13 protein-coding genes and 1 pseudogene are annotated in these 17,923 nt (G+C 40.9%); 9 read left to right on the top strand and 5 right to left on the bottom strand.

What is annotated here, in order from left to right:
• Positions 1-222: 222 nt before the first annotated feature.
• Complete coding sequence (gene rsmF, locus HC000_RS06890; protein ID WP_041454719.1) at positions 223-1,671, bottom strand: 16S rRNA (cytosine(1407)-C(5))-methyltransferase RsmF; 1,449 nt, start codon at positions 1,669-1,671, stop codon at positions 223-225.
• Between the two features lie 263 nt (positions 1,672-1,934).
• Here rsmF and HC000_RS06885 point away from each other — a divergent pair, with 263 nt between their 5' ends.
• From HC000_RS06885 to prpF, 5 genes are all read left to right on the top strand, one after another.
• Complete coding sequence (locus HC000_RS06885) at positions 1,935-2,633, top strand: GntR family transcriptional regulator (protein ID WP_011328452.1); 699 nt, start codon at positions 1,935-1,937, stop codon at positions 2,631-2,633.
• Between the two features lie 71 nt (positions 2,634-2,704).
• On the top strand, positions 2,705-3,577 hold the full coding sequence (prpB, locus tag HC000_RS06880; protein ID WP_011328451.1) for a methylisocitrate lyase: 873 nt from the start codon (positions 2,705-2,707) through the stop codon (positions 3,575-3,577).
• 22 nt (positions 3,578-3,599) lie between these two features.
• Positions 3,600-4,724: a 2-methylcitrate synthase gene (gene prpC / locus HC000_RS06875; RefSeq protein WP_086994992.1), complete on the top strand. Its 1,125-nt coding sequence runs from the start codon at positions 3,600-3,602 to the stop codon at positions 4,722-4,724.
• 134 nt (positions 4,725-4,858) lie between these two features.
• Complete coding sequence (gene acnD, locus HC000_RS06870; RefSeq protein WP_011328449.1) at positions 4,859-7,468, top strand: Fe/S-dependent 2-methylisocitrate dehydratase AcnD; 2,610 nt, start codon at positions 4,859-4,861, stop codon at positions 7,466-7,468.
• Positions 7,469-7,482: 14 nt separating this feature from the next.
• Positions 7,483-8,649, top strand: a complete 1,167-nt coding sequence (gene prpF, locus HC000_RS06865) for a 2-methylaconitate cis-trans isomerase PrpF (RefSeq protein ID WP_041454466.1) — start codon at positions 7,483-7,485, stop codon at positions 8,647-8,649.
• A gap of 90 nt (positions 8,650-8,739) precedes the next feature.
• Here prpF and HC000_RS06860 read toward each other — a convergent pair whose 3' ends face one another.
• On the bottom strand, positions 8,740-9,756 hold the full coding sequence (locus HC000_RS06860) for a LacI family DNA-binding transcriptional regulator (RefSeq protein WP_179807279.1): 1,017 nt from the start codon (positions 9,754-9,756) through the stop codon (positions 8,740-8,742).
• A 145-nt stretch (positions 9,757-9,901) separates the two neighbouring features.
• On the opposite strand from HC000_RS06860, the gene HC000_RS06855 reads away from it, so the two are divergent.
• The 4 genes from HC000_RS06855 to HC000_RS06840 all read left to right on the top strand — a co-directional run bounded on the left by HC000_RS06855 (position 9,902) and on the right by HC000_RS06840 (position 14,804).
• Positions 9,902-10,945: a UDP-glucose--hexose-1-phosphate uridylyltransferase gene (locus HC000_RS06855; protein ID WP_011328446.1), complete on the top strand. Its 1,044-nt coding sequence runs from the start codon at positions 9,902-9,904 to the stop codon at positions 10,943-10,945.
• Positions 10,945-12,090, top strand: a complete 1,146-nt coding sequence (gene galK, locus HC000_RS06850; RefSeq protein ID WP_179807278.1) for a galactokinase — start codon at positions 10,945-10,947, stop codon at positions 12,088-12,090. Before HC000_RS06855 ends, galK begins: the two co-directional genes overlap by 1 nt.
• A gap of 41 nt (positions 12,091-12,131) precedes the next feature.
• Positions 12,132-13,694, top strand: a complete 1,563-nt coding sequence (locus HC000_RS06845; protein ID WP_179807277.1) for a sodium/sugar symporter — start codon at positions 12,132-12,134, stop codon at positions 13,692-13,694.
• Positions 13,695-13,829: 135 nt separating this feature from the next.
• The gene (locus HC000_RS06840) at positions 13,830-14,804 is read left to right on the top strand and encodes an aldose epimerase family protein (protein ID WP_179807276.1); all 975 of its coding nucleotides are present in this window, start codon (positions 13,830-13,832) and stop codon (positions 14,802-14,804) included.
• Positions 14,805-14,863: 59 nt separating this feature from the next.
• Here the strand turns inward: HC000_RS06840 and HC000_RS06835 are convergent, their stop codons facing one another.
• The 3 genes and pseudogenes from HC000_RS06835 to HC000_RS06825 all read right to left on the bottom strand — a co-directional run.
• Positions 14,864-15,067, bottom strand: coding sequence for a hypothetical protein (locus HC000_RS06835; protein WP_011328442.1), 204 nt, complete (start codon positions 15,065-15,067; stop codon positions 14,864-14,866).
• 106 nt (positions 15,068-15,173) lie between these two features.
• Positions 15,174-16,661, bottom strand: coding sequence for a bifunctional 2-methylcitrate dehydratase/aconitate hydratase (locus tag HC000_RS06830; protein ID WP_179807275.1), 1,488 nt, complete (start codon positions 16,659-16,661; stop codon positions 15,174-15,176).
• A 409-nt stretch (positions 16,662-17,070) separates the two neighbouring features.
• A pseudogene (locus HC000_RS06825) lies at positions 17,071-17,829 on the bottom strand (RidA family protein); the annotation flags it as partial.
• Between the last annotated feature and the right edge of the window lie 94 nt (positions 17,830-17,923).

Genomic DNA, 17,923 nt, shown 5'->3' with positions numbered 1-17,923 from the left:
CCAGAGTTATAAAAACTCTGGGCTATAAAATGGCTCTTAGTTGAGCCTTACGTTAACTGAAGACGCTTTCTTGATTATAGGGAGAAGAAGAAAGTACATATAAGTATAGCTAAAATCATTAAAACCGCACATTTATTATCCGAATTTAAGTACTTTTAACAACCCAATTATATTCAAAAATGTATACATGTTTTAATACTCACATTTTACATTAAACGCTGTTTAATTGCTTTGTGCCCATGTTATTAGCTGCGTATTTTGTACTAGATCGCGTGGGAGTGAGTTTTTAACTTTATTTTTTTGCCATTTACCTAAGCCAATAGGGCAGCCACATAAAGTTAAAATAACTTCTCCTGTATTTTGGCTTACATCAGCTAAGCGAATATCCTTACCCTGAAAGTAGTCGTTAGCTTGAGTGTCGGTTAAAGGCAACACATTACTTTTACACTGCTTACCAAATGCGGTTGCAAACTCGTGGGCTAAACGCACGCCATTATTATGAATGGCACCAAGTTGAATGCCTAAACGGGCGTATTTAATTTTGTTTTGCACAGCTTCAAACTCCTGCGGAAATAACCACAGCTCTTTATCGCGCTGCATTAATATGCCCGGTAAGGTATTTAAACCAAATTGTTGCTTAAGTGTTTGCATAAAAACAGCACTTTTTTTGCTCTCAAATTGCTGAAACGGAAAAGCACCTTTTTTGACTTTTAGATTAGGGTTGTCACTACTTGCTTGTTTTTTGAATTTGGCAATAAAAAAGCCTTCACTGTCAAACGTTTGCGGCCACACATGTAAATACCCCTCTGGCGTAGTTGCTTTACTTGCGCCAGGAAATAGATCACTTAAAGACTCGGGTATTATACAGTCGCCAAATTCACTGAGTAAAAAGTCGCACACGTGTTGGTTTTCAAGTGGAGTAAGCGTACAGGTTGAATACACTAAGGTTCCACCGGGCTTTAAGGCGTAAAATGCACTTTTAATTAGATCTTTTTGTACTTGGGCAATTTCAATATTAGAGTCGATTGACCAATTTTTTAGTGCATCTGCATCTTTTCGTACCGTGCCTTCGCCAGAGCAGGGGGCATCGAGTAAAATGCTATCAAAGCACTCAAACATATAATTACCAAAAATTACCCCATCAAAATGCGATAACGCACAGTTACCTACTCCCATGCGTTTTAAAGTAGCGCTAAGTACTTTTAAGCGTGATGACGAAAGCTCATTTGCAACCAACACCCCTTGGTTATTCATTAGTGCAGCAAGCTGCGAAGTTTTAGAACCAGGTGCAGATGCCATATCAAGAACGTAATTAGTGTGCTCTATACTTTGTTTTAGTGCTATGGGGGGCAGCATAGAGCTTGCTTCTTGAACATACATAGCACCGCTAAGGTGAAGATCGGTATTGCCAAGTGCTAGGTTTTGCTCTTCTGCGGCAGGGCGCTCTAACCAAAAACCTTCCTCGCACCATGGAATAGGAGTGAGTAGCCAATTTTTTTGCTTAGCGTATTGCTTAAACTCAGTAACAGATATTTTTAAGGTATTAACACGAATAGATTTTCGTAGTGGCCGCCGGCAAGCATTAATAAAGTCGTCTATATCTAGGTGTGCAGGTAAATAGGTTTTTACATCATCGATAAAGTGCTCGGGGATAAAGGTATTTGCGTCCACGGTTTGGCCAGTCGTTATATTAAAGACAAATAATAACATTTCTTAAAGTGTGTTTCAGTGCTTAACAGGTAAAAAGTTAGTTTTTATTGGTGTCGACACTTAGCAGTGGTTTATCACTTTAGAGCAGATAATTATTATACTTTAGGCTAATGATGTCGACAATAAGTGTGTTTTTTAAGTTTTACATACTGTTTTAGGGTTGACACTTAGTGGTAGTGAGTTCATAGTGGCTTTATAAATTGTCGACAATCTAATAGTAACCTATGACGCAAAGCCTGTTAAATGAAACACCTATTACAACCGCATCAGATCAAGTGTTTGTAAATATGCGCCGAGAAATAGTAGAGGGCAGCATAGCACAAGGCAGTAAAATATCTGAGCCAGAACTGGCAAAGCGTTATGGAGTGAGCCGTGCAACGCTGCGTGAAGCGTTAAATCGTTTAGAAAGCTGTTATTTAGTTGAGCGTAAAGCCAACATAGGTTGCCGAGTTGTATCGTTAACAGCAGATCGCTTGATAGAAGTTTATCAAGTGCGCAGTGCCTTAGAGGGCTTGGCGTGTCGTCTTGCTGCCGACAATATGGCAGCCGATGAAGTCCAAGGTTTAAAGCAATTACTTAATCAGCATTTAAAAACGCAACGAGTAAAAGAAGGCGAGTCGTACTATCAAGAAGCAGGTGATTTAGATTTTCATTACCGCATTATTAAAGGCAGTAAAAATGCCCACTTGATTCATTTGCTATGCCACGACCTTTATCAATTAATAAGAATGTACCGTGTACAAATGGGTATGGTTGGTCCGCGGGTATCAAAAGCATTTGATGAGCACTTAGCTATTATTAATGCGATTGAAAACCACGATGGTGAATTAGCCGAAATGTTGATGAAGCGCCACATAAGTGCTTCACAAGCCAATATTCAAACTAAATTTGATTTACTTGCAGCGCAAACTAAAGCCAGTTAAATAAATCGTTTTAGTATTTAAAATATCAAAACTGCCCCAGAGCAGCCACCGTTCAAAGTTAGGAGAAACGAATGTCAGCAGGATCAAAGTTTAAACAGGCTATTGCCAATAATCACCCATTACAAATAGTGGGTACTATTAATGCGTACACAGCAATGATGGCTGAAAAAATGGGTCATCAGGCAATTTACTTATCGGGTGCTGGTGTTGCCAATGCTTCTTTTGGTATGCCTGATTTAGGTATGACTAGCCTTGATAACGTGCTTGAAGATATTCGCCGTATTACCGGTGCAAGCGACTTACCTTTATTAGTAGATGCAGATACAGGTTGGGGTGGTGCGTTTAATATTGCCCGTACAGTAAAAGAAATGACTAAAGCAGGCGCTGCCGGTTTCCATATTGAAGACCAAGTAGCGCAAAAGCGTTGTGGCCACCGCCCAAATAAAGAAATAGTTAGCCAAGGTGAAATGGTTGACCGTATTAAAGCTGCTGTAGATGCAAAAACCGATAGTGACTTTTACATTATGGCACGTACCGATGCGTTTCAAAAAGAAGGTTTAAATGCCGCTATTGAGCGCGCAGCAGCGTGTGTTGAAGCCGGTGCAGACGCCATTTTTGCAGAAGCCGTGCACGACCTTGCCGACTACCAAGCATTTACAAAAGCGATTAACGTTCCTGTATTGGCTAACATTACTGAGTTTGGTCAAACGCCTATTTATACTAAAGAGCAGTTAGGCGATGTAGGCGTTGAAATGGTGCTTTACCCATTAAGCGCATTTAGAGCGATGAACAAAGCAGCCTATAATGTATATAGCTCAATTTTAAATGAAGGTTCGCAACAAAGCCAAATTGAAAATATGCAAACCCGTGCTGAGCTTTATGATTTTTTAGATTATCACACCTATGAAAATACCCTAGATAACCTTTTTTCATCAACTAAATAATAACAATTTAAGGAGATAAATTATGAGTACTAAAGTATTAGCGGGTGCAGGTTTACGCGGTCAAGTAGCAGGTCAAACTGCATTATGTACAGTAGGCCAAACAGGTTCAGGTTTAACTTATTGTGGTTACGATATTAGCGAGCTTGCTGAAAAAGCGCAGTTTGAAGAAGTATCGTTTTTATTATCTCGTGGCGAATTACCAACAACCGGTGAGCTTGCAGAATACAAAGCTAAACTAAAAAGCTTACGCGGCTTACCACAAGCACTTAAAACAGTGCTTGAGAACATTCCAAAAGACGCACACCCAATGGATGTGATGCGCACAGGTTGCTCTATGCTGGGTAACCTTGAAATGGAAAATGATTTTAGCGAAGCCAATGATGCGATTGACCGCATGGTTGCAGTATTTCCAAGTATTATTTGTTACTGGTATCGCTTTACGCATGATGGCGTACGCATTGAAACGCAAACAGATGATGACTCAGTTGGCGCGCATTTTTTAACCTTATTACACGATAAAGCCCCGTCTGAGCTATTTGCTCAAGTAATGAATGTGTCACTAATTTTATACGCAGAGCATGAATTTAATGCCTCAACCTTTACTGGTCGTGTGTGTGCATCAACGCTATCTGATATTCATTCATGTGTAACCGGTGCCATAGGTACGTTACGTGGGCCATTACATGGTGGTGCTAACGAAGCGGCAATGGATATGATTGAAAACTTCACCAGCGCAGATCAAGCAGAGCAAGAAATTATGGGCATGCTTGAGCGTAAAGATAAAATTATGGGCTTTGGCCACGCTATTTATCGCGAATCAGATCCACGTAACGTAATTATTAAAAAGTGGTCTGAAAAGCTCGCAGCAGAAGTAGGTGATGATGTACTTTATCCTGTGTCTGTTCGTTGTGAAGAAGTAATGTGGCGCGAGAAAAAGTTATTTTGTAATGCTGATTTCTTCCACGCATCGGCGTATCACTTTATGGATATTCCGACTAAATTATTTACGCCAATATTTGTAATGAGCCGCGTAACAGGTTGGACAGCACACGTTAAAGAGCAACGTGCAAATAACCGTATTATTCGTCCAAGTGCTGATTACACTGGGCCAGATGCACGTAGCTACACACCTATCGAATCACGTTAAAATTATTTGGTGGGCACGTAAAGTGCTCACCTTTTTTATTTGCTGCACACTATTTTAAGGCTCATCACTTTTCACTCCCTCCTTAAATAAGCTAGTAGTGCACAACCACCGTCACCAAATTAGCGAATATTTTAATGACTATAATAAATAATACTGAATATCGAAAACCCTTACCCAATTCAAACGTTGATTATTTTGATGCTCAAGCAGCTGTTGATGCAATTAAACCAGGTGCATATGCAACACTGCCTTATACATCACGTGTATTTGCCGAAAACTTAGTGCGCCGCTGCGATCCAGCAATGCTTACCGATGCACTAAACCAGTTGATTGAACGCAAACAAGATTTAGACTTTCCTTGGTATCCGGCGCGTGTAGTGTGTCACGATATTTTGGGTCAAACTGCACTGGTTGACTTAGCTGGACTGCGTGACGCGATTGCTGCTAAAGGTGGCGATCCGTCTAAAGTAAACCCAGTTGTACCTACGCAATTAATTGTAGATCACTCTTTGTCGGTAGAGCATGCAGGGTTTGATCCCGATGCATTTGAAAAAAACCGTGCTATAGAAGACAGACGTAACGATGACCGTTTCCATTTTATAAACTGGACCAAAACAGCGTTTAAAAATATTGATGTGATCCCGCCAGGTAACGGCATTATGCATCAAATTAACCTTGAAAAAATGTCGCCGGTAATTCAAAACCGCGATGGTATTGCCTTCCCAGATACCTTAGTAGGTACAGACAGCCATACTCCACACGTTGATGCACTGGGTGTTATTGCTGTGGGTGTAGGTGGCCTTGAAGCAGAAAGCGTAATGCTAGGGCGCGCTTCGTACATGCGCCTGCCAGACATTGTAGGGGTTGAGCTAACAGGTAAGCGCCAACCGGGTATTACCGCTACCGATATCGTACTGGCTATTACTGAATTTTTACGCGCGCAGCGTGTGGTATCAGCATACTTAGAATTTTACGGTGAAGGTGCCGATGCACTTACGCTGGGCGATCGTGCAACTATTTCAAATATGACGCCTGAATTTGGTGCCACAGCGGCGATGTTTTACATCGACGATATGACCATAGATTATTTGCGTTTAACGGGTCGTGAAGAAGAGCAAATTGCACTGGTAGAAAACTACGCTAAAACCACCGGCTTGTGGAGCGATAGCTTAAAAACAGCGCAGTACGATCGCGTGCTTAAGTTTGATTTATCAAGTGTGGGGCGCAACATTGCTGGGCCATCAAATCCACATCGCCGTGTATCTACAAGCGATTTAGCTAAAGAAGGTATTTCAGGCGTAGTTGAAAACGAAGCAGGCTTAATGCCAGATGGTGCGTGTATTATTGCCGCTATTACCAGCTGTACAAACACCAGTAACCCACGCAACGTGATTGCCGCGGCATTACTTGCGCGTAATGCTAACGCCAAGGGGTTAACGCGTAAACCTTGGGTAAAAACCTCATTAGCACCGGGCTCTAAAGCCGTGCAATCGTACCTAGAAGACGCTAACTTACTTACTGAACTTGAACAGCTAGGTTTTGGTATTGTTGGTTTTGCTTGTACTACGTGTAATGGCATGAGTGGCGCGCTTGACCCTGTAATTCAAAAAGAAGTGATTGATCGCGACTTATACGCCACCGCGGTACTGTCGGGTAACCGTAACTTTGACGGCCGTATTCATCCTTACGCCAAACAAGCGTTTTTAGCATCGCCGCCTTTGGTTGTTGCTTATGCAATTGCCGGTACGATTCGTTTTGATATTGAAAAAGATATACTAGGTAAAGATCAGCAAGGTAACGACGTTACCCTTAAAGATTTATGGCCGTCAGATGAAGAAATTGACGCAGTAGTTAAGCAAAGCGTTAAGCCAGAGCAATTTAGAAAAGTATACGAGCCCATGTTTAACTTAACCGTAGATTACGGTGAAGATAACGACCCGCTATACGAATGGCGTCCAGAAAGCACTTATATTCGCCGACCTCCTTATTGGGAAGGTGCATTAGCGGGCGAGCGTACCATGACAGGTATGCGTGCACTGGCAGTACTTGGCGATAACATTACAACCGATCACTTATCGCCTTCAAATGCGATAATGGCCAGCAGTGCCGCGGGTGAATACCTATTAAAAATGAACGTACCTGAGGAAGACTTTAACTCATACGCAACCCATAGGGGCGATCATTTAACAGCGCAGCGCGCTACGTTTGCTAACCCTAAATTGCTAAATGAAATGGTACTTGATGAAAGCGGCGAAATTAAGCAAGGTTCGTACGCGCGCATAGAACCAGAGGGCAAAAATACTCGCATGTGGGAAGCAATCGAAGCATACATGCAGCGTAAGCAACCACTTATTATTGTGGCTGGCGCAGATTATGGCCAAGGCTCGTCGCGCGATTGGGCGGCAAAAGGCGTAAGACTCGCGGGTGTTGAAGTAATTGCAGCTGAAGGGTTTGAACGTATTCACCGTACTAACCTAGTGGGTATGGGCGTTTTACCGCTAGAGTTTAAAGCGGGAACAACTCGTAAAACACTCAAACTAGATGGCAGTGAAAGTTACGATGTAACGGGTGAACCAACCCCTGGTTGCACACTTAACTTGTCGATCACTCGTAAAAATGGCGAAGTACTAAACGTACCAATGAAATGTCGTATAGATACACAAGAAGAGCTGTCTATTTATGCTGCAGGTGGTGTATTACAACGCTTTGCACAAGACTTTTTAGAAGCTACAAAAACAGCATAAGGGCAGGGTTAATTATGTTTAAACCACAAATTAAAGTACCAGCCACATACATGCGTGGCGGTACTAGCAAAGGGGTGTTTTTTAACCTTAGTGACTTGCCAAAGCCTGCCCAAGTGGCAGGTGAGGCACGTAATAACTTATTACTGCGCGTTATTGGCAGCCCAGATCCGTACGGCAAACAAACCGATGGTATGGGCGGTGCTACATCTAGCACCAGTAAAACGGTTATTTTAAGTAAAAGTGAGCAAGCCGATCACGATGTTGACTATTTATTTGGCCAAGTGGCAATAGATAAAGCATTTGTTGATTTTAGCGGCAACTGCGGTAATTTAACCGCAGCTGTCGGTGCTTTTGCTATTAGTAATGACTTAGTTGATAAAAGCCGTGTACCCGATAATGGCGTTGCTGTTGTACGTGTGTGGCAAGCCAATATTAAAAAAAGCATTTTAGTGCATGTACCTATGACTAATGGCGAAGTACAAGAAACCGGTGACTTTGAGCTAGACGGCGTTACATTTGCAGCAGCTGAAGTAAAACTTGAATTTATTGACCCTGCAGATGGCGACGGGGCGTTATTCCCAACTGGCAATGTGGTAGATGATCTAGAAGTGCCGGGAGTCGGTACTTTAAAAGCGACGATGATCAACGCAGGCATTCCCACCATTTTTGTTAATGCAAGCGACATTGGTTATACCGGCACTGAATTGCAAGATGATATAAACGCAGATGCAGCAGCGCTTGAAAAGCTTGAAACCATTCGTGCCTATGGCGCAGTTAAAATGGGACTCATACAAAATATTGATGAGGCAGCAGCACGCCAACATACACCTAAAGTGGCATTTGTTGGTGCAGCACAAAATTACAAAGCGTCAAGCGGTAAGCAAATTAACGCCAGTGAAATTAACTTGTTAGTGCGCGCTATGTCTATGGGTAAATTACACCATGCAATGATGGGCACAGCAGCAGTAGCTATTGGTACCGCTGCGGCAATTGACGGTACGTTAGTTAATTTAGCCGCTGGTGGCGGGGCATTGAGTGAAGTTAACTTTGGTCACCCATCGGGCACCTTAAAAGTAGGCGCACACGCTACAAATACGGATGGTAACTGGCAAGTAACTAAAGCCAGTATGAGCCGCAGTGCACGGGTACTAATGGAAGGCGTGGTAAGAGTACCGCAATAAAGCATTGTTTTAATTACGATTAAGTTATTTATAATTTATGCATAAGTTGATGCGGTAATACTTTAGGGTATTACTCATCAACTTTTTTGTTTATGGGCTATTTTTGATACTCGTTGACTCTCGTTTGACCAAGCGGGGTAAATATTTATGCTCACTGTGACTGACACTTTCAACTATTTCATTTTTAAAGTGTGTTAACGCCAACTGAGCTGCATGCTGCGCCATTTTTTCAATGGGATAGTTTAAAGTGGTTAGTTTTGGCCTTGAATAACGCGCAATCAGCACATCATCAAAACCAATCACCGACACATCACCGGGTACTTTATAGCCATTATCTTCAAGTGTTGAAATAGCACCAATAGCCATAGCATCGTTATAAACAAAAATAGCGCTGAAGGGCTGCCCAGAGGCTAATAAGTTTTGCGCAGCGCTTTGTCCGCCTTGTAGGGTAGGCTCCGCGTATTTAATCAGCGCAGGGCTAATTGGATTACCTGCCATATTTAGTTCTGCCGAAAAACCATTAAGGCGTAGCGCAGGATCTTCAATTTGATATTTACTGCTTATACAGGCAATGTTTTTATGTTTGAGCGTCATTAGATGGCGCGCTGCTATTTTTGCGCCTTCTTCGTTATCTAACCAAATACATTTATGTTTTATTTGCTCAATGTGTCTATTGATAAGCACTAAGCCGGGGAGTTTTTCACATAAAGTAATTAGTTCGCAGTCAGGAATTATTTTACTATGCATAACAACAGTTTGGCAGCGGCGCTCAAGTAATAAATTGATAGCAGCGCGTTCAGATTCTACACTTTGTCCTGCGGTACTTAACAACAATTGCATATTATTTTCGCGGGCTACTTTATCTACCCCGCTGGCTAATGATGCAAAAAATGGATCGCTAAGTTCGGGGATCACCACGCCTATGGTCATACTTTTTCGGGTTACTAAAGCACGTGCATTAGCATTGGGCGTGTAGCCAAGCTCTTGCATTACTTTATTTACTTTTTCTATGGTTGCCTTACTTACTTTAGGGCCATTATTAATTACACGAGATACCGAGGCGATAGAAACGCCTGCAATTCTGGCTACATCTTTTATTGTTGTCATTGACGGGTAATCGTTTTCTACATCCTGTTAATAATAAAATTTACACTATTTAACGTGGGCTGTATATGTTGATTTTTTAGGTTGCAAATAATGGGGTAAGCGTTTACCCTTTTCGGTTTTATCATAAACCACATTTGAGATATTTATGGATACAATTTTTGACCCAACTGAGCATCCACATCGTCGCTACAATCCATTGATTGATGAGTGGGTGTTAGTTTCACCGCATCGTGCCAAACGACCTTGGCAGGGACAAGTTGAAACTCTCGATGAAGACGTTAGAGAAAGTCATGATGAAAGCTGTTTTTTATGTGCTGGTAATACTCGTATAAACGGTGAGGTTAATGACAACTATAAAAAAACTTATGTGTTTACTAATGACTTTGCAGCTCTGAAAATTGATACTCCAGAATTTAAAACAGATGATCCGCTATTTAAAATGGCCACAGAGCAAGGCGAAAGTCGTGTTATTTGCTTCTCTCCAGATCACAGCAAAACCTTACCGCAACTTAGTATTAGCGCCATTACCGACATTGTTAAAACATGGCAAAGCCAGTGCTTAGAGTTAGGCGAAAAGTATAACTGGGTGCAGGTATTTGAAAACAAAGGGGCGATGATGGGGTGCTCAAATCCGCATCCGCATGGCCAAATTTGGTCGCAGCAGCAATTACCTACTTTGGTAAATAAAAAACAACATGCGCTGAGCGACTATGCTAAAAAATATAACAGTAACTTATTACTTGATTACGCTCAGCGTGAAGCGCAGTCGGGCGAGCGTGTTGTTGTTAAAAATGAAGATTGGCTGGTGGTTGTACCGTACTGGGCAGGCTGGCCATTTGAAACCTTATTATTACCGCGTTTTGCGTTAACACGTATGGTCGACTTAACCCCAGAACAAGCGGTAACTCTAGCCGATGCATTAAAACAAATTACCACTAAATACGACAATTTATTTAATTGTTCGTTCCCATATTCTATGGGCTGGCACGGCGCGCCTTATGATGGGCAAGAGCATAGTGAATGGCAGCTTCATGCAAGCTTTTTTCCACCATTATTACGCTCAGCTACTGTGCGTAAATTTATGGTGGGTTACGAAATGATGGCTGAATCACAACGTGATTTAACCCCAGAGCAAGCAGCACAAAGATTACGTGATGTACCAAACGTACATTATAAGGAGGCTAAGTAATGCCAAGAACTACAATGCTTATTAGCCAATTTGAACAACATTTTAATTGCCCGCCAGAACAGCTATTTCATGCACCTGGGCGCGTTAACCTCATTGGTGAACACACAGATTATAATGATGGTTTTGTGCTACCTGCTGCGATTAATTTTGGCACCGACATTGCTGCAAAAGCACGAGCTGATCGCAACATTAACGTCTTAGCAATTGATTGTAACAGCGAAACCAATAGTTTTAGCCTAGATAAAATAGAATTTAGCCAACAACAAATGTGGGTTAATTATATTCGCGGCACACTGCAAGCATTAATGCAAAGCTATCCAAATATTAGTGGCGCCGACTTAGTGGTATCGGGAAATGTGCCACAAGGTACAGGTTTGAGTTCATCAGCTAGTTTTGAAATTGCTCTTTTAAAAACGTTTGCAACATTAAACAATATTCCGCTCGATGGTGTTAAAGCGGCACTTATGGGACAAAGTGCTGAAAATAATTTTGTCGGCTGTAATTGCGGCATTATGGATCAATTAATTTCATCGATGGGCAAGCAAGGGCATGCCATGTTGCTCGATTGCAGAAGTTTAACCTTTGAATATGCTGTGATTCCAAAGGGAATGTCGTTAGTTATTGTTAACTCTAATGTTAAAAGAGGGCTGGTCGACAGCGAATACAATACCCGACGCGAGCAATGCGAAGCTGCAGCAAAGCACTTTAATAAACCGGCATTGCGCGATGTTACTCTTGAGGAACTAGAAGCAGAGCAAGCTAATTTACCGCCATTAATATATAAGCGCGCTAAACATATACTCACTGAAAATACCCGTACCGAACTAGCTCTCAAAGCGCTAAACGTCAATGATATGGTAACCATGAGCCAACTTATGGCACAATCGCACCTATCAATGAAAAATGATTTTGATATTACTACCTCTCAAATAGACTTTTTAGTAGATATTACTGCTCAAGTTTTAGGCGATAAAGGCGGAGTGCGTATGACCGGTGGTGGTTTTGGTGGTTGTATCGTTGCTTTAACACCGGATCATTTAGTTGAGCAAGTACGTAACACTATTGATACACATTATTATGCAAAAACAGGGCTTCAAGCAGACGTTTACGTATGCCTGGCTTCTCAAGGTGCTTTTAGTAATTAATAAAACACAATAAAAATCAATAAGACAACAAGGTTAAAGCTATGAAATTACAACCGCTCGACATTGCCATATTTGTTACTTATGTGGTGGGGTTATTAGTACTCGCGCTGTGGATCTCGCGAGAGGAGAAAGGTGCTAGTAAAAATACCGAAGACTACTTTCTTGCTAGTAAAGCACTGCCTTGGTGGGCAATTGGTGCATCATTAATTGCCTCAAATATATCGGCAGAACAAATTATTGGCATGTCTGGTTCGGGCTATGCGATTGGTTTAGCTATTGCATCTTATGAGTGGATGGCGGCAATTACCTTAATTATTGTAGGTAAATATATGCTGCCGATATTTCTTAAAAATGAAATATTTACTATGCCGCAATATTTAGAGCAACGCTTTGATAGCAAAGTTAAAACAGTGTTAGCGCTGTTTTGGCTAGCGGTATATGTATTTGTAAATTTAACCGCTGTTTTATGGCTTGGTGGTTTAGCAATAGAAACCGTTGCCGGTGTTGACTGGATGTACGGGATGATCTTTTTAGCACTCTTTTCAGTGGCTTATTCACTTTATGGTGGTTTGAAAGCTGTTGCTTATACCGATATTTTACAAGTAGTACTGCTGGTATTTGGTGGCTTATTTTTAAGTTACTTAGCACTTGATGCAGTAGCAGATGGCGACGGAATAATAGCAGGCTTTGGCGTTTTAACTGATCAGCTTCCAAACCACTTTGATATGATTTTAAGCCCAGATAGCCCGCATTATATGAGTTTACCTGGTTTATCTGTATTAATTGGTGGCCTGTGGATAATGAACATTAGCTACTGGGGATTTAATCAATATATTATTCAACGCGCACTTGCCGCTAAAAACCTTAAAGAAGCACAAAAAGGTATTGCCTTTGCTGCCTATTTAAAATTACTAATGCCAGTAATTGTAGTGTTGCCAGGTATTGCTGCGGTTGTTTTATACCCGCAACTTACCACGCCAGATCAAGCGTATCCATCTATGATGGCGTTAATGCCAACAGGTATTAAAGGTCTTATTTTTGCTGCATTAGTGGCGGCAATTGTTTCATCACTTGCCTCTATGACTAACAGTATTTCAACTATTTTCACTATGGATATTTACAGCAAGTTAAAACTAGGTAAATCACAAAAACATTATGTATTTATAGGCCGCTCAGCTGCATTAATATCTTTAGCTATAGCCTTGGTTGTGGCAGAGCCATTATTAGGTAAGTTCGATCAAGCGTTTCAATATATTCAAGAATTCACCGGTTTCTTTACTCCAGGTATTGTAGTGATTTTTGTAATGGGTATGTTTTGGTCAAAAGCCAGTTCAGCGGGTGCGTTAGCTGCGGCAATTGGCTCGGCTGTATTCTCAATCCTGTTAAAAGTTTACTGGGTAGCGCTGCCATTTATGGACAGAGTAGGCTTAGTATTTTTACTGTGTTTAGCATTGTGTGTAATTGTATCATTAGCTAAGCCAGATAAAGGCCAAGACAGTAGCGTTAGCCTAGACGATGTTAACTTTAAAACCTCAAGCAACTTCAACATAGCGGCATTGGGTGTAGTTATCATCTTAATCGCTTTGTATACTACTTGGTGGTAATGCAGAATGCTTACTCAGTGAGTATGACAGCCATAGCTATCTGCTCACGTGTTTAACGCAAAATATAGTGAATCAAAGCAGCTTAGGTTGCTTTGATTTTTTTGTGTTCTAATAGACATAACAAGAAAACAGTAAATGAATCAATTACACAGTTATATATTAAGCAATGAGCAAGGCATGCGGGTCGAAATATTAAATTATGGCGCGCGGGTTAAATCTATTTTATTTCCGGTAAACGATACACCCACAGAAATGACAGTCGGGTATGCCGATAGCAGTCGTTATTTAACCGATACTTATTATTTAGGTGCTACCTGTGGTCGCGTTGCTAATCGTATTAGTGGTGCTAGTTTTGAGCTTGAAGGTGAGCAATATTTACTGAATAAAAATGATGGTGAAAATTGCTTACATGGCGGTGCGGATAACTTTTCTCTGCGTTTTTGGCAAGTGCAATCGAGTACTGCCAACGAAGTGATTTTGAGCTTAAGCTCAGAAGATGGCGACCAAGGTTTTCCTGGCAAGGTTGAAATGCAAATACGTTATCATTTATCACATGATAATAAGTTGACTATGAGTTTTAGCGCAACCACAAATAAAGCAACCCCTATTAACGCAACTAATCATTGCTACTTTAATTTAGGTGAGCAAAATTGCTTGCCACTCACGTTACAAATAAATGCGGCCAGCTATTTAGAGCGTGACAATAACAGCTTACCAACTGGTAGAGTGTTAAGTGTCAAAAATAGTGACTTTTGTTTTGACCAACCGGTTATTATTGGCCAGCGTCTGCAGTCAGCTCAGCACCCACAACTAACAGGACCAACAGGGTTTGATCATTGTTTTGTTATAAATCAGCCACAAGCAAACAAAGCTGCAGCGGTATTAAGCTCATTACGCAATAAAGTTAAAGTGTCGTTGTACACCGACCAAGCATCTATACAGCTTTATACTGGTGCATTTTTAGCCGCACCATTAAGCCCTGATCAGGGGGTGTGTTTAGAAGCTCAAAATTATAGCGATGCAGTAAACTTTCCAGATTTTGAAAACTCAATACTAAAGCCGGGCGAAGTTTATAATAAATATATTAGCTATCACTTTGAAAATATTTAAATAAAGCTGTGCTAATAGATAGCACAGCTTTATTCGCTATTTAGTATAAGGGCTATGAGCTATTTTTTAACGGGAATATCTTCGAGTATCTTTAAAATAGCCTGATTACTGTTTAATTTGGCTAAATCGATTAGGTAACTTTTTTCAAGATCTTGCATAGGTTGCTTTGTTAATAGCGCTTTTACTGACTCTTCTTCTGCATTTACTATGGCGGTTTTTAACGCTGCAAAGTTTGCGATACTGTGTTCATTTTGCTCAGTCATATTAAATCCTCTTATTGGCGCGAGTTGTGACTTTTAAAGTTATGGCCTTAACTACTTGGCCATATAATTAAATCTACGCGCTTTCATAAACCAGCCAGCGGTGTACTTACTCAATAACAAATAAGTCCATAAAGCTATTTACAGGCATGGCCTCAAGCGCTGTTTGATTTTTACAAAGCGTGAAAATAGTGTGGCATTGTTTATTCTCAAAGCGGGATGCTAAATTAGCTTTAAATTTCTGCTCCAATAGTGGTATCCCTTCTTCACGACGGCGACGATGACCCACAGGGTATTCTATAACTATGTCCTCGGTGCTACTGCCATCTTTAAAGAATACCTGAATAGCATTGGCGATAGAGCGTTTATCATCCTCTAAATATTCTTTGGTAAAGCGTGCATCTTCTACAATGTGCATTTTGTTGCGCAGCTCATCAATAATCGGGTGTGCGTTATGAAATTCGTCTTCGTAATGATCAGCGGTTAAATTGCCAAATATTAACGGCACTGCAATCATGTATTGTAAACAATGATCGCGATCGGCTGCGTTAGCAAGGGAACCCGTTTTTGAAATAATACGAATGGCCGACTCGTGAGTACGCACAACAATTTTATCAATATCAGCTAACCGATCTTTTACCTGAGGATGTAAAATAACCGACGCTTCAGCGGCTGTTTGGGCATGAAACTCAGCAGGAAACGATATTTTAAATAAAATATTTTCCATAACATAACTGCCGTAGTCTTGGGTGAGTAAAAACTGCCGTTCGGCCTCAGGTTTAAGTGCTTGGTCTTTGTTGGTTTTAGAAAAAGAGACATCATAAAACCCCCATTGCGGGGCTGTTAACACGCTTGGAATGCCCATTTCACCACGCATAGATATATCAGCTAAATGAACAGCTCGGGAAGTTGCATCGCCAGCAGCCCATGATTTACGAGAGCCTGCATTGGGTGCATGCCTATAGGTACGCAGCGCTGAGCCATCTACCCAAGCTTGTGATATAGCGGCCATAATTTGTTGTTTATTGCCGCCCATCATTTTAGTGGCAACCGCAGTAGATGCAACCCGTACTAATAATACGTGGCATAAACCCACCCGATTAAACGAATTTTTTAGCGCTATTACGCCTTGAATTTCATGCGCCATGATCATGGCTTCTAGCACTTCGCGCATTTTTAAAGGTTGTTCACCCTTGCTCAGTCTCACTTGAGATAGATGATCAGCAACGGCTAAAATAGCACCTAAGTTATCTGACGGATGACCCCATTCGGCGGCCAACCAAGTATCGTTATAATCGAGCCAGCGAATAATACAGCCAATATCCCATGCCGCTTTTACAGGGTCGAGTACCAAAGATGTGCCCGGTACGCGTGCACCATTAGGCACAATAGTACCTGCTACTATAGGGCCGAGGAGTTTGCTGCATTCAGGAAATCGCAGCGCTAATAGCCCACACCCTAAAGTGTCTATTAAACAGTTACGGGCAGTATTGAGTGCTTCCTTGCTGCTTACTTTATAATTTAATACATAATCAGCTATATCTTGTATTACATGGTCGTAATCAGGGCGATTATTAATATCTACATTATTACTCATTTTTTATCCTTATTCGTTTAATGTTAACGATTAGAATGTGCACTGAGTATTTAATACATATTTATTAAACACTTTTATTTTTAACTAGTTTACGTTTCAACCATAGCACGAGGCGTTACCAGCTAATAGGGAAGCAGGTAAACATAATGTCGTATATTTAAAATACACTTATGACTAGGTGAAATTATTATGTACACAGAAATATTGGGCGCTTTTGTATTAAATATTGTGTAATCTGTATTTAATTACCTAAATTCAAGATAATAGTGGAGACGCAAAAATTAAAAAGGGCAGCGTAGAGATCCGAGTGGATTTTGCGCTGCCCTTATTTATGCAAACTTAACGTTTAAAGTCATGTTTGTATTTAGTTGGTGATTAATCACCATTGCTTATAAACCCAAGTTTACAATTATAACTTAGGTCGCGTACCTTCAGCGTTAGACACTACCGCATCAATTTGTACTAGCGCGTTCATAGGGATAGCTGATACGCCTACCACAGTTCTTGCTGGCAAATCACCTTTAAAGAAGCTGGCGTACACTTTATCAATAGCGGCAATATCGCTAATGTTTTTAACTTGAATGTTAACTTTTACAAGGTCGTCCATAACATGATCAATACTCTCTACAATGGCTTTAATATTGTTTAAGCACTGTGTTGCTTGTGTTGTTACGTCATCAGCTACAAGATTAGCCGTTTTTGCATCAATGGGTAATTGTGCTGAAATATGGTTGTAGTGCGAAAACGCCACTGTTTGTGTAGATAGAGCATTAATTGGGGCATTTTTGGTATTACTTGCTCTAATAATAATGCCGTGTCTGTCCTCAACTGCTTGTGGTGGTGTGCCATCACCATGGGATATAACTGCATCAATTTGTACTAAAGCATCCATAGGCAGTGCTGCAACAACCATGGTTGATCTAGCTGGTACGTAAGCTACAGCTCTGGCAATAGCTGAGTCTGGAAAAAAGGTTGTATAAATTTCGTTTATTGCGTCAATATCTGCCGGATTTTTAACAAATATATTTACCTTAACTATGTCGTCAAAGGGTACGTCAATACTCTCTAAAATAGCTTTAATATTGCTTAAACACTGTTTAGTTTGATTTTTTATACCACCTGTTACTATTTCTCCCGATTTAGGATCGACAGGCACGGCTAGCGCATTTTAATCCCAGACTCTAACAGGGTTGAGCGGTAATCATCGTCTAGCCCTGCCATTTTCTTTTTCCTCGCCATACTAGCTGACTTAGATGTATCTT

Source organism: Pseudoalteromonas sp. MIP2626 (assembly GCF_013414205.1).
Taxonomy (GTDB): domain Bacteria; phylum Pseudomonadota; class Gammaproteobacteria; order Enterobacterales; family Alteromonadaceae; genus Pseudoalteromonas; species Pseudoalteromonas nigrifaciens.
Note: the sequence above shows the minus strand (reverse complement) of the source record. Positions and strands in the feature narration are given on the sequence as shown.